Here is a 13538-nt window from a genome sequence, read left to right on the forward strand (position 1 = left end):
GGGCGCAGTTGTTCGCAGCCGTGCGCGGCCCGTAACCGTGGGCGCACTCGGCCCGCGATGCGTGCGGATCAGCTCACGCGGGGAGCCCGCCTCGGTGGATGCGGGATGTGGACGTTCCCCGTGAAGACACCACCGGTGATGATGTCGCCGTCGTCGGCGCGGTCCGGGTCGACCTGGAGCATGGAGTGCTTCGCCTCCGCGCCGGGTGCGGTGGCGCGATCGTCGGCCTGGCCGTCGTCATGGCTGCGGAGCTGCAGGGCGACCTCGTGTGCGTCGGGCCTATTGGACGGATCCCTCGCCGTCATCCGTCGCAGGAGAGCGACCCAGTCCGGTCCCAGCGAGTCCGGCACCTCCGGATCGCGCAGCAGCCGTGCCAGCGCAGCCTCCACCACGGGACCGGGGAAGGCCTTCTCGCCGGTCAGGCATTCGAGCAGGACGAGTCCCAGCGAGTAGATGTCGCTGCGCTCGTCCACGGGGTCGCTCGTCGCCTGCTCGGGACTGAGGTAGTTCGCCGTGCCGATCGTCGCGCCGGCGGCGGTTGCCATGGTGGCCTCCACCATGCGGGCGATCCCGAAGTCGGTCAGCTTCGGGTACAGCCGCGTCCCGTTGTCACCGCTGTGGAACATGAGAATGTTCGCCGGCTTCACGTCCCGGTGGACGACCCCCTCGGAGTGGATGTACGCCAGCGCGTCGGCCAGGTCCGCGCCGAGCTGGGCGACGTCGTCGGCGGGGAGCGCTCCGCGCTTGAGCAGGTGCCGGAGGTCCTCGCCGTCCACGAGTTCCATGACGAGGAAACCGGTGGTGCGGCCCTCCTGGTCCTCGTGCATCCCGGCATCATGGAGGGTCACGAGGCCCGGGTGGTTCAGGGTGGACAGCAGGGTCGTCTCGGTGTGCTGGCGACGGTAGTCGTCGTCGTCGGAGGTCGTGGCGTTGAAGATCTTCACGGCGACGTCGCGCTGCAGGTTGCGGTCGAGTGCGCGGTACACGGAGGCCGTCCCGCCGACCCCCAGCAGGTCCGTCGTCTGATAGCGGTTCCCGAGGAGCACAGCCATGTGCGTCCCCCCCTGCCGATGTTGGTCGTCAACCACCATAAGTGTGCTGATCAAATGTCAGTATAACGCGGTGAATCGGGGAAGATACCGCACGGACGCGCTGGTTACCAAACCTTGATCAGGGATGCGTCACGCCAGGAAAGCGACGGCCGCTTCCTTGAAGAGCCGCGAGGTGATGGCGTTCGAATGGTCCCGTCCCGGCAGGATGGTGACGCGGGCATCCGGGGCCCAGTCCCGGAGGTCCGTGATGCCCTCCGCGTACTCGTCCTGGTCCCCGGCGACCAGGAGCAGGGGCATCTTCGGGACGGCCTGCTGCGGCTCGAACGGCTCCGTCTTGATGGCCGAGACCATCGCGAGCAGCGAGGGGAGGTCATTGTGGGGTCCGGCCTGCGCCATGCGCAGGAGGTCCGCCGTCACCGGGTCCTGCGAAGCGGGTCCACCGGCGAGGAAGAGCTCGGCGCCCTCGAGATCAAACGTGGCCAGCGGATCGGCGGTGCCCGGACCGCCGAGGACCATCCTGCGGACCAGTTCGGGCTGCGTGGCCCCGAACTCCCAGGCCAGGCGCGACCCGAGGGAGTACCCGACGACGTCCACGCCGGAGTCCGGCATGTCGCTGCGCAGGGGGAGGACCCGCTCGTCGAACAGGGCCTGCAGGATGTCCGCGCGCATGCGGCTCGGTGCGTAGGCTCCCGCGTCCTCCGGCGCCCCGCTGTCACCATGGGCGGGCAGATCCACCATGATGACGTTGCGCCCGGCCTCATTCAGGGAGCGGACCCAGCCCGTGCCCACCCAGTTCTGCCGGGACGAGGAGCCGAAGCCGTGCAGCAGCAGGATCGGTGGCAGGTCGAGGGGCTCGGCAGCATCGCTGCGGGTGAGGGACAGGCGGGGGTCGATGCCCTCGACGGCGTGAACGGCGTGGTGATCCATGCATCCCATCGTAGGCGCGTGGGGGCCTGCGGGTCGTGCGACGTGGCCCGGGACGCTGTGCGGGCAGAGGCTTCTCTGGGAGATCCGCGGAACATGAGTTATAGTCAGTTTGACCCTAACAAGGTAACCATCCGGCGGACGAAAGGACCGGGATGTACAGCTCGGCCAACGTCTCGGAACGGCAGTCGCAGGCGCCCGCCCTCGCCATCTCGACGGTGATCTTCGCGCTCCGGACCGACCCGGCGTCGGGCCGGTCCGAGATCTGGCTGCCCCTCGTCCGGCGCATCCGGCAGCCGCACCTCGGCAAGTGGGCGTTGCCCGGCGGCCCGCTCGGCGCCCACGAGTCGCTGCAGGACGCCGCCGCGCGGAACCTCCGGGAGACGACGGCCCTGGACCCCACCTACCTCGAGCAGCTCTACGCCTTCGGCGGGCTCGACCGGTCCGCCACCCAGCGGCTCGTGTCCATCGTCTACTGGGCCCTCGTCCGTCCCGATCAGGCGGACCTGGCCCGCGACTCGGAGAACGTGCGCTGGTTCCGCGCCTCCGAGGCAGCGGGCCTCGCCTTCGATCATGACGAGATCGTCGCCTACGCGCTGGAGCGGTTGCGCGGAAAGGTCACCTACGGGTCCGTCGCCTTCCACTTCCTCGGCGAGCGCTTCACCCTCGCGCAACTGCGGGAGGTCTACGAGGCCGTGCTCGGCAGGCACCTCGATCCGGCCAACTTCCGCCGCCAGCTCCGCTCGGCGCAGGACATCGAGGCGACGGACGAGGTGCTCCAGGGCGGACGGAACAGGCCGCCCCGCCTCTACCGCTACACGGGACCATGACCCTCCGCCACCGACCCAGACTCCAGTCCCCGCCGCCGGCCGCCGCGCCGACGCCCACCCCAGGGAGAACCCCATGTCCGTCACCACAGCCATCCAGTTGATCGCCCGCGGCGACGCCGCGCCCCCCGCGACCGCGGGGACCTGCTCGCCGGAGCTCGCACTCAACCCGTGGACCTTCGACGCGCTTCCCCTGCCGGATTACGGCCCCGGCGCCTCGATGCACGACACGGCCCCGGCCGCGACGCCGCGGCAGGGAGAACTGCCGGAGGAGTACCGGACGGCCTCCCCCGAGGAGCTCGACCGGCGCATCCGGGCGGCCCGGGAGACCCTCGGCGAGTCCGTCGTCATCCTCGGCCACTTCTACCAGCGCGACGAGGTGGTGCAGTACGCCGACTTCGTGGGCGACAGCTACCAGCTCGCTCGCGCCGCCACGGAACGCACGGCGGCCGAGGCCATCGTCTTCTGCGGAGTGCACTTCATGGCGGAAACGGCGGACATGCTCTCCACGCCGCAGCAGGCCGTCATCCTGCCCAATCTCGCCGCCGGCTGCTCGATGGCCGACATGGCGGACATCGACTCCGTCTCCGAGTGCTGGGACCAGCTCACCGCGCTCTTCGGCTCCGAGCCCGACGCAGACGGCCGCCGGCCCGTGATCCCGGTGACGTACATGAACTCCTCGGCCGCCCTGAAGGGCTTCTGCGGGGAGAACGGCGGGATCGTGTGCACCTCCTCGAACGCCGCCGCCGTCCCGGAGTGGGCGTTCGAGCGGGGACAACGGGTCCTGTTCTTCCCGGACCAGCACCTCGGGCGCAACACGGCCAAGGCCATGGGTGTGGCGCTGGAGCAGATGCCCCTGTGGAATCCGCGCAAGCCCTGGGGCGGCACGGACCAGCAGACGCTGCGCGACTCCCGCGTGATCCTCTGGCACGGCTTCTGCTCGGTGCACCGACGCTTCACCGTGGCACAGATCGAGAAGGCCCGCGCCGAGCACCCCGGCGTGCGCGTGATCGTCCACCCCGAGTGCCCCATGCCCGTGGTCGACGCCGCCGACGAGGCGGGATCGACCGACTACATCCGCAAGGCGATCGACTCCGCCGCGCCCGGAAGCACCTTCGCGGTCGGCACGGAGATCAACATGGTGAACCGGCTCGCCGCCCAGTACCCGCAGCACACCATCTTCTGCCTCGACCCCGTCATCTGCCCGTGCTCCACCATGTACCGCATCCACCCCGGCTACCTGGCCTGGGTGCTCGAGGGGCTCGTCCAGGGCCGGGTGCTCAACCGCATCACCGTGCCCGACGCCGTCGCCGTACCGGCCCGGGTCGCGCTGAACCGGATGCTCGCGGTCCGGCCATGACGGGGCACCTCGTGCGGCGCGTCATCATCGTCGGCTCGGGCCTCGCGGGCCAGCAGACCGCCCTGGTGCTGCGCCGGCTCGCGCCCCGCTGCGAGGTGGTCCTCGTCTCCAAGACGGTGCTCGCCGAGAGCAACACCCGGTACGCGCAGGGCGGGATCGCCGCCGTCGTGCCGGATGCGGCCGGCACCGGGGCGGCGGCAGCGGACCCGGACGATTCCGTCGCCGCCCACATCGCGGACACGCTGGCCGCCGGCGCGGGGCTGGCCGATCCCACGGCCGTCGCCGTGCTCTGCGGGGAGGCTGCGCAGGGGATCGCCGCCCTGCAGGCCGCGGGCGTCGTCTTCGACGCCTCCACAACCGACGCGAGTGTGCCGGCCAGGGGACGTGAAGCCGCGCACTCAGCGGCGAGGGTCCTGCACCTCGGTGGCGACGCCACCGGGGCGGGACTCGTCGCGGCACTCACCGCCGCGGTCCGCCGCGACCCCGGCATCGAGGTCCTCGAGGACACCCTCGTGACGCGCGTGCTCCTCGCCGGCGACGGCGGCGGTGGTGACGGCGACGACGGTGACGGTCCGATGCTCGACGGAGCCCGGCGTGCCTCGGGCATCGAGGTGCTCCACGGCGGAATCGCGCGGGACATCCGCGCGGACGCCGTCGTCCTCGCGACGGGCGGGGCGGGCCAGCTCTTCGACTCCACGACCAACCCCCGGATCGCCACGGGCGACGGCGTCGCGCTGGCCTGGCGCGCCGGAGCGGCCGTGACGGACCTCGAGTTCTTCCAGTTCCATCCCACCTCCCTCGACGTCCCCGGCAATCCGCTGATCTCCGAGGCGGTCCGGGGCGAGGGCGCGCACCTGGTCGACGCCGACGGACGCCGGTTCATGACCGACTACCACCCGGACGGGGACCTCGCGCCGCGGGACGTCGTCTCGCGCAGTATCGCCCGGCACCTCGCCCGCGGCCGGGGCCGTCGATCCGATGTGTACCTGGACGCGACGCATCTGGGCCGGGCCTTCCTGGCGGAGCGCTTCCCCACCCTCACGGCACTGACCGCGCAGCACGGCATCGACTGGTCCTCCACGCCGGTCCCGGTGGTACCGGCAGCCCATTACTGGATGGGCGGCGTGCGGACGGACACCTCGGGGCGGACCTCGGTCCCGGGCCTCTTCGCGGTCGGGGAGGTCGCCCGGACCGGCGTGCACGGCGCCAACCGGCTCGCCTCCAACAGCCTGCTCGAGGGCGTGGTGTTCGGTGCCCGCTGCGCGGCGGCCCTCGCTGCCGGCGGCGGGACCGCGCCGTCGTTCGACGTCGAGGACCTCGACCTCGAGGCGGAGGAGACGGCCACGCAGCCGTTCGTCCGCGGCGACCTGCAGTCCGTCATGTCCGACCACGCGGGAGTGCTGCGCACGGGCGCCGGACTGGAGCTCGCCCGGAAACACCTCGCCTCCTACCGCGCGGACACCGACCCGGAGCTCGCCAACCTGCTGCTCTGCGCGCGACTGCTCGTGCACGCGGCGTCCCGGCGCGCCGGGTCCTGCGGGGCGCACCACCGCCTGGACGAGCCCGACGCCACGCCGGGGACTCCCGCTCCGAGCCGGTCCTACGCACGAGCCACCGAAGGAGCCCACTGATGACCGAGACCGCCACCCCCGTCACCACCACCGCCGTGCTGCAGGGCGCCGTCACGCCGGCGCAGCCGCCGCAGCACCAGATCGACGCCGTCGTCGCTGCAGCCCTCGCCGAGGACGCACCATGGGGAGACCTCACCTGCCAGGCCCTCATCGGCCCCGACCAGCGGGCGACGGCGACGATCACGGCCCGCGAACCGGGCGTCCTCTGCGGGACGGCCGTCATCGAGGCCGCGATGCGCCTCACCGATCCTCTGATCCGCGTCGCATTCCCGCGCACCGACGGGTCCGTCTTCGCTGCGGGCGACACCCTCGCGGAGATCACGGGACCGGCCGCCGGCATCCTCACCGCCGAGAGGACCGCCCTCAACATCGCGCAGCGGCTCAGCGGGATCGCGACCATGACCCGTGACTTCGTGGATGCCGCGGCGGGCACCCGGGCGCGTATCACCGACACGCGCAAGACGACGCCGGGACTCCGGGGCCTGGAGCGCTGGGCCGTCCGCTGCGGGGGAGGCTCCAACCACCGCTCCGGTCTTTCCGACGCCGTGATGGTCAAGGACAACCATCTGGCGCTACTCTCCGTGGACGGGCCGGAGGCCCTCACCGCGGCCCTCCGGTCGGCGCGGTCGAGGCTCCCGCACACGGTGCACATCGAGGTGGAGGTGGACCGGCTGGACCAGATCGACGCCGTGCTCGCGGCCGGGGTGGACACCATCATGCTCGACAACTTCACGCTCGACGACCTCGCGGAGGGCGTGCGCCGGATCGGCGGCCGTGCCCTCGTCGAAGCGAGCGGCACCGTCCGCCTCGACACCGTACAGGCGATCGCCGCAACCGGTGTGGACATCATCTCCGCGGGAGCGCTCACCCATAGCGTCCGGGCCCTCGACCTGGGGATGGACTTCGTCCCGGACGCGACCGTCGCCCCGGGAGGAGCGCGATGATCTACCTCGATGCCGCTGCCACCGCGCCCGCACGGCGTGAGGTCCTCGAGGAGATGTGGCCCCTGCTGACCGCAATATTCGGCAACCCTTCCAGCCACCACACCTACGGGGAGGCCGCGGCGTCGGACTTCGCGCGAGCCCGGGCCCGCATCGCCGCGCTGCTCGGCTGCAGGCCGGGCGAGCTCGTCTTCACCTCCGGCGGCACGGAGGCGGACAACCTGGCGCTGAAGGGCATGGCGCTCGCCGCCCCGCGCGGTCGGCACATCGTCACCAGCGCCGTCGAGCATCCGGCGGTATTGGAGGTCCTGGCGTACCTGCGGCAGTTCCACGGCTTCCGGATCACGGTGCTACCCGTCTCCGGTACCGGCCGCGTCTCGCCGTCGGACCTCGCCGCTGCGCTCGAGGACACGACGACGCTGTGCACCGTGATGTACGCGAACAACGAGGTGGGGACCGTTCAGGACATCCCAGCCCTCGCAGGAGTGTGCCGCCGCGCCGGCGTCCCCTTCCACACCGACGCCGTGCAGGCGGCCGGGTGGCTCTCCCTGGACGTGGATCGCCTCGGCGTCACGGCCCTCAGCATCTCGGGGCACAAGCTCGGCACTCCGAAGGGCATCGGCCTGCTGTACCTCCGGTCCGGGACGCCGTGCGAACCGGTGCTCCACGGCGGCGGTCAGGAGCGCGGACGCCGGTCGGGGACGGAGAACGTGGCCGGTGCCGTGGGACTCGCCCGCGCGCTGGAACTCGCCCAGGCGGCCCTGCCCGGCTCAGCCACCCGGTCCACGGCGTCCCGGGATGCCCTGACAGCCCACGTGCTCGCCGGGGTGCCCGGGGCGCTGCTCACGGGCGACGCCGACCACAGGCTCCCGAACCTGGCCTCCTTCTGCTTCCCCGGCGTCAGCGGCGAGGCGATCCTCCTGGAGCTCGAGCGCCGCGGCGTGGTCTGCTCGAGCGGGTCCGCATGCGCAGCCGGTTCCTCCGAGCCGTCCGCCGTCCTGCTGGCACTCGGCCTGGACGACGAGACGGCGCAGAGCGCCGTGCGGCTCTCCTGGACGCCGGACACGTCCCCCGCCGACCTCGACCAGGCGGCCCGGGCCGTGGTGGCCGCCGTGGAGGCCGTCCGGTCCCTCGGCGCGGCACACGCGGGCAGCCACACCGCCGCCTAGACTGGCGGCACCGAGCCACACGCAGGGAGGGACGCCATGGAGCACCGACCGTCCGGAGGGCCGGGCAGGCGGCGACCGCCGCAGGTCCTCGCCGCGGCCGCACTCACCCTCACGCTGATGACCGCGTGCACGGAATCCGAGGGCGACGCCGCGGCGCCGGCGCCGCCCGCCGTGACCGCCACGGCGGAGCCGGCCGAGCCCGCGGTCGCACCGCTGCGCGAGGCCCGCGAAGGCTGGAAGGTCTTCACCGATCCGGGGCGCCTGCTCAGCTTCGAGCTGCCCGGGGAATGGCTGGTGCAGCCTCTCGCGCCGGAGCCCGGCGTCTACGCCCCCGACTCACTGCACTACGCCGTCCGCACCCCGGAGGGCGTGACGATCGCCGAGCTGCACACCGGCATCCAGACGCCGGAAGCCTCCTGTCCCGATGCGGAACGGACGCCGTACCACGTCATCGGCAGCGAACCCTTCGACCTCACGGGGGAGACGCCGGCGACCGCTGACGTCGAGCCGCGGGTGGTGATCCGGCTCATCACGGGCTTCCGCTTCTTCGCCTCCTACGGCATCACGGACCAGATGGGCGGCGCGGACGGCCTGGCCTGCACGCTGTCCAACACCGTCCAGGGCGGCGACGCCCTCGGTCGGGTCAGCTTCGGGGATCTCGAGGTGCTCGCACCGAAGGCCCCCGCGAACACCGGACCGCAGAACGTCACCTTCGGGACGATCGGGGAAGCCCAGGCCTTCTACGACACCCCGGACTTCGCGACCATCCGCGAGATGCTCGGATCCCTCCGGATCGTTCCGGGGACGGCGGGCTGAGCACGTCGACGCCCCTCCCGGCGCTGTGCAGGGAACTCAGCCGACGGGCTGCAGGGCAGCGAAGTCCACACCCGTGAGCTGCGTACTGCGGTTCCAGAGGCGCACCGCGACGTCGCGGTCCAGCACGCGGGGCGCGGGGGCCACCAGGCGGGGAGCACCGCGGGTCTCGCCGACGCCGGACGGACCGTAGTAGTCCCCACCCCGGACGTCGTCAGCGGTGGCCGCGTAGAGCGTGGGCAGCGCGCCGTCGGCGGCGGACTGGCCCAGGAGTGCGATGAAGCCGGAGAGCACGTCGAGTACCGCCGGCATCCTCATGCCGGCCGTCAGGTTGGTGGTGGCTCCGCCGGGGTGCGCCGCCACCGACGTGAGGTCCCAGCCCGCGGCACGGGCGCGACGGTCGAGCTCGACCATGAAGTAGAGGTTGGCGATCTTGCTCTGCCCGTACGCGGCCCACCGGCGGTAGCGGTGCTCGGACTGCAGGTCGTCGAAGTCGATGCGCCCCCGCTTGTGGGCGAGGCTCGAGAGCGTGACGACGCGGGAGGACCCGGCCTCGCGCAGGTTCTGCAGCAGCAGACCCGTCAGGGCGAAATGGCCGAGGTGGTTGGTGCCGAACTGCAGCTCGAAACCGTCGGCCGTCGTCGACCGTGGTGTGGCCATCACCCCGGCATTGTTGACGAGCAGGTGCACGGGGCCGCTGAAGCCGGCCGCGAAGTCGCGAATGGACTGCTGGCTGGCGAGATCGAGGAGGCGCAGCTCCACCCGATCGCTGCCGGTGAGCGAGCGGACGCGTTGCTCGGCGTCGCGCCCGCGCTCCTCGCTGCGGCAGGCGAGGACGACCTCGGCGCCCTTCCTCGCCAGCCCGACGGCGGTCTGGAGGCCCAGTCCGCTGTTGGCCCCGGTGATGACCGCGCGCTTGCCTGTCAGGTCGCCGATCGAATCCGCCGTGAAGTCGTTCATCCTGGTCCTTACCGTTCGTGTGTCGTGCCCGAGCGGGCATGTCCGTCGACGCCGTGCGCCGGCCGTGGCGTCAGTCGCCCAGCCGGGCGTTGATCTTGTCCGTGAGGGCCCTGAGCTGGTCCATTTCGCCGGGGTCGAGGACGGGCGCGAGGACGTCCCGGATGCGCTGCACATGGCCCGAACCGATCCGCCGCTGGAGCGCCCTGCCCTCGTCGGTCAGCGCGAGCTCGATGCCGCGGTGGTCGTCGGCGGCCGGCCGTCTGCGCACGAGGTTCCGGGCCTCGAGCCGCTCCACCATGCGGCTGAGGCTGGGCTGGCTGATCAGGAGGTTCTGGTTGAGTTCGTTGAGCCGCGTCCAGCCCGAGGGGCACCGGCTGAGGTTGAACAGGACGTCGTACTCGCGGATGGGGAGGTCCTTGAAGGCAGGGTCCTGCCGGATACGCTGCATGATGCCCACCTGGGCACGGAACAGCGATTCCCAGGTCTCCGACGCCTGACGGACCGACGCCGCCCGCTCTGCGGCTCCGCCGCCCGCCCGCTCTGCGGCTCCGCCGCCCGCCGGGCCGACGGCAGGGTCGACGACGGGGTCGACCGCGGTGGGCGGGGTGTCAGCCATGGCGTTTTCGGGCCTCCTGCCGGGGCACCGGCAACTAGTTAGGGACGCACCGAGTGTACGCCGTCCTCCGCCCGCGGGCTCATCAGCAGGGCGGCGGCCTCCCGGCGCAGCGCCCGCTGCTCGCGCCGGCCCTCGACGAGCCGGTACAGGACCGGGACCAGGACGAGGGTCAGCGCGGTGGAGGACACCAGCCCGCCGATCACCACGATCGCGAGGGGCTGCGAGATGAAGCCGCCCTCGCCCGTCAGGCCGAGCGCGAGCGGGGTCAGGGCGAAGATGGTCGCCAGCGCCGTCATGAGGATCGGCCGCAGGCGCTGACGGGCTCCTTCACGGATCGCGTCCGCGACCGGGAGCCCCGGTCGCCCCTCGTGGGGGAGGCGGTACTGGTTGATGAGGTCGATCAGCACGATCGCATTCGTGACCACGATGCCCACGAGCATCAGCATGCCGATCAGGGACGGCAGCCCGAGGGGCGTCCCGGTGATCAGTAGCAGGGCGATGGCGCCGGTCGCCGCGAACGGGATGGACACGAGCAGGATCAGGGGCTGGATGAGGCTCTTGAACGTCGCCACCATGATCACGTACACGATGGCGACCGCGGCCCACAGGGCGAGGAACAGCTGATCGAACGATTCCGCCTGCTGGCTGGAGGCTCCGCCGATGGTCGCGGTCGCACCGGGCGGCAGGTCGATGCCGGCGAGGCGTTCGTCCACCGCTCCCGTGAGGGTGCCGAGGTCGTCGTCGGACGGCGTGATCGAGATCCGGGCCGTACGCTCGCCGTTGGAGCTCGTGACGGACAGCGGCACCTGGACCTCCTCGATCGAGGCGACGTCGGTCAGGGGGACGGGCCCCCTCGGCGTGGGAACCTGCAGGTTCCGGAGCTGGTCGAGGCTCGTGATCGTGGTTCCCTCGCCGATCAGCACGGGGAAGTCGTCGGCTCCGAACCGCACCGATCCCGCCGGCACCGGGCTGATGCTGCCGCCGAGGAGGCCGGCGATCTGGCCCTCGCTCAGACCCGCCTCCACGGCGGCCGTGCGGTCCACGTCGATCTGCACCTGCGGTTGGGCTGCCGCGAGGTTGCTCGTGATCTCGCCCGCGCCGTCCAGCCCCTGCAGCCCCTCCACCACGGCGTCGTCCGCGGCTTCCAGGTCTGCTGCGACGGGCGCGGTGATGTCGATGTCGATGGTGCTCGACGTCCCGAAGCCGCCCTGCTGGCTGGACAGGGAGATGGTGCCGGCGTCCTCGAGGCCCTCGAGGTCCCGGCGCACGGACTCCTGCAGGGCCTCCTGATCGGCATCCTGATCGGTGATGACGGTGAACGTGGCCACGGAGGCGCCACCGGAGAACTGCGCGGCGAACGCGCCCTCGGGGTTGCCGACCGTCAGCTGCACGTCGCGGATCTCGGGGTTGTCCGCGAGGATCTCCTCCGTCCGCGCGGCTGTCTCCGCCGTCGTCGCCAGGCTCGTTCCCGGGGCGAGGCTCTGCGTGATGGAGAAGCTGTTCTGCCCCGAGGAGCCGAGCAGGTTGGTCGGCAGGAACGGGACCATGGCAGCCGTGGCGCCCAGGACGATCGCGCCGCTGACGAGGGTGAGGACGGGGTGGCGCTGGGTGCCGGTGAGGATCGGGAGGTACCCGCGCTGGAGGAGGGACGGACGGTCGGTCCCCGCCCGGAATGCGGTGGAACCGGCGGAGGGGGCGGTCGAGGCTGCTGGAGGCGTGCGCTTCAGGAACCAGTAGGCGAGCACCGGGACGATGGTCAGGGATACGGCGAGGGAGGCCAGCAGGGCGATCCCGGTGGTGATCGCGAAGGGCCGGAAGAGCTCCCCGGCGAGGCCGCCGACGAAGCCGATGGGCGCGAAGACGGCCACGGTGGTGAGGGTCGAAGCGGTGATGGCGCCGGCCACCTCCCGCACCGCGGTGAGGATGGCCGCCCGTTTCTCCTCCCCGTACCCGAGGTGCCGCTTGATGTTCTCGATGACGACGATCGAGTCGTCCACCACGCGCCCGACGGCGATCGTCAGGGCCCCGAGGGTCAGGAGGTTGAGGGAATACCCCGCGACGTACAGCCCGATGAACGTGATGAGCAGCGACAGCGGGATGGAGATCGCGGTCACCAGGGTCGAGCGGACCGAGAGGAGGAAGACGAGGATGATCAGCACGGCGAATCCGAGGCCCAGCAGCCCCTCGGTGGTGAGGTCGTCGATGCTGCGCTCGATGAACGGGGCCTGGTCGAAGACCACGGTGATGTCGGCGGCGTTGCCCAGTTCGGTCTCGAGTTCGGGGACGAGGGCCACGATCTGCTGAGAGATCTCCACGGTGTCGCCGTCGGGCACCTTCGTCACGCTGAGCGCGAGCGTCTCGATCCCGTTGGTGCGCGCGACGGACCTGGGCTCGTCGTCGGCCAGGCCGACGTCGGCGAGGTCACCGATGGTGCTGACCGGGCCGGGGGAGGGGTCGTCCGACGAGGGGAGTACCGGCAGCGCCTCGATGTCCTCGAGGGACCCGATGCGGCTGCCCGCCTGGATGGTGAGCGACCGCGGGTCGTCCTCGAGGCTCCCGACCGGGAACAGCGCGCCGTTGTCCTCGAGGGTGCTGCTGATGTCGCCGACCGTCAGGCCGGCGGCGGCGAGGGCGCCCTCGCGTGGCAGGATCGCGACGTGCTGCGTGGACCCGCCGGAGACGTCGGCGGTGCGGACGCCCTCGATCTTCTGCAGGCGCGGGACGGTCAGGCGGGCCAGGTCACCGTTGAGTTCGCTGAGCGACTCGTCGGAGGAGACCGCCATGAAGACGATCGGCAGGTCGCTGATGCTGCCCGCGAGGGCCTGGGGCTCGACGTCCTCCGGCAGGGTGGGGCGCACCGTGGAGATCGCGCGGTCCACCTGCGCCCGGGCCCGGTCGAGGTTCGTCCCGTACACGAAGACGAGGCTCACGGTGGAGACGCTCGCACGGGACGTGGACGACGACGACTCGAGGCCCTCCACGCCGCTCAGGGCCGCCTCCAGCGGCTCGCTGACCTGCTGGTCGAGGTACTCGGGGGACGCCCCGGGCAGTGCGGAGATCACCGTGATCTGCGGGAACTCGAGGGACGGGATGAGCTCCTGCTTCAGGGAGCCGAGCGTGATGACGCCGAAGACCGAAGCGAGGACCGTGATGAGCGCGATGAGCGCCCGGTTACCGAGGGAGAAGTGGGCCAGACGGAACAAGAAACCTGCCTTTGATGCGGACGGTCGGCCGGCCGGCTGGCT

At 71.7% G+C, this 13538-nt stretch carries 11 protein-coding genes; 6 read left to right on the forward strand and 5 right to left on the reverse strand.

Going from position 1 to position 13538, the window contains the following annotated elements:
• Positions 1 to 68: 68 nt before the first annotated feature.
• Positions 69 to 1052, reverse strand: coding sequence for a serine/threonine-protein kinase (locus ACX80F_RS02565; protein WP_459334806.1), 984 nt, complete (start codon positions 1050 to 1052; stop codon positions 69 to 71).
• 129 nt (positions 1053 to 1181) lie between these two features.
• Positions 1182 to 1979, reverse strand: coding sequence for an alpha/beta fold hydrolase (locus ACX80F_RS02570; RefSeq protein WP_459334807.1), 798 nt, complete (start codon positions 1977 to 1979; stop codon positions 1182 to 1184).
• Between the two features lie 152 nt (positions 1980 to 2131).
• Here ACX80F_RS02570 and ACX80F_RS02575 point away from each other — a divergent pair, with 152 nt between their 5' ends.
• From ACX80F_RS02575 to ACX80F_RS02600, 6 genes are all read left to right on the forward strand, one after another.
• Positions 2132 to 2806: an NUDIX hydrolase gene (locus tag ACX80F_RS02575; RefSeq protein WP_459334808.1), complete on the forward strand. Its 675-nt coding sequence runs from the start codon at positions 2132 to 2134 to the stop codon at positions 2804 to 2806.
• A 73-nt stretch (positions 2807 to 2879) separates the two neighbouring features.
• Entirely contained in the window at positions 2880 to 4163 is a 1284-nt protein-coding gene (nadA, locus tag ACX80F_RS02580; protein ID WP_459334809.1) for a quinolinate synthase NadA, read from the forward strand.
• Positions 4160 to 5794 carry an L-aspartate oxidase gene (gene nadB, locus ACX80F_RS02585; RefSeq protein ID WP_459334810.1) on the forward strand — a complete coding sequence of 545 codons (1635 nt, stop codon included), beginning with the start codon at positions 4160 to 4162 and terminating at the stop codon, positions 5792 to 5794. Before nadA ends, nadB begins: the two co-directional genes overlap by 4 nt.
• The gene (gene nadC / locus ACX80F_RS02590) at positions 5794 to 6738 is read left to right on the forward strand and encodes a carboxylating nicotinate-nucleotide diphosphorylase (protein WP_459334811.1); all 945 of its coding nucleotides are present in this window, start codon (positions 5794 to 5796) and stop codon (positions 6736 to 6738) included. Before nadB ends, nadC begins: the two co-directional genes overlap by 1 nt.
• A complete protein-coding gene (locus tag ACX80F_RS02595; RefSeq protein ID WP_459334812.1) occupies positions 6735 to 7904 on the forward strand; it encodes a cysteine desulfurase family protein in 1170 nt (389 codons plus the stop codon). Before nadC ends, ACX80F_RS02595 begins: the two co-directional genes overlap by 4 nt.
• A 36-nt stretch (positions 7905 to 7940) precedes the next feature.
• Positions 7941 to 8720, forward strand: a complete 780-nt coding sequence (locus ACX80F_RS02600; protein ID WP_459334813.1) for a hypothetical protein — start codon at positions 7941 to 7943, stop codon at positions 8718 to 8720.
• Between the two features lie 36 nt (positions 8721 to 8756).
• On the opposite strand, the gene ACX80F_RS02605 is transcribed toward ACX80F_RS02600, so the two are convergent.
• The 3 genes from ACX80F_RS02605 to ACX80F_RS02615 form a co-directional block, all read right to left on the reverse strand.
• Positions 8757 to 9677: an oxidoreductase gene (locus ACX80F_RS02605; RefSeq protein WP_459334814.1), complete on the reverse strand. Its 921-nt coding sequence runs from the start codon at positions 9675 to 9677 to the stop codon at positions 8757 to 8759.
• Positions 9678 to 9747: 70 nt separating this feature from the next.
• Positions 9748 to 10293: a MarR family winged helix-turn-helix transcriptional regulator gene (locus ACX80F_RS02610; RefSeq protein WP_459334815.1), complete on the reverse strand. Its 546-nt coding sequence runs from the start codon at positions 10291 to 10293 to the stop codon at positions 9748 to 9750.
• 38 nt (positions 10294 to 10331) lie between these two features.
• Positions 10332 to 13496, reverse strand: a complete 3165-nt coding sequence (locus ACX80F_RS02615; RefSeq protein ID WP_459334816.1) for an efflux RND transporter permease subunit — start codon at positions 13494 to 13496, stop codon at positions 10332 to 10334.
• Positions 13497 to 13538: the final 42 nt, after the last annotated feature.

This window comes from Arthrobacter sp. TMS2-4, from assembly GCF_054511075.1.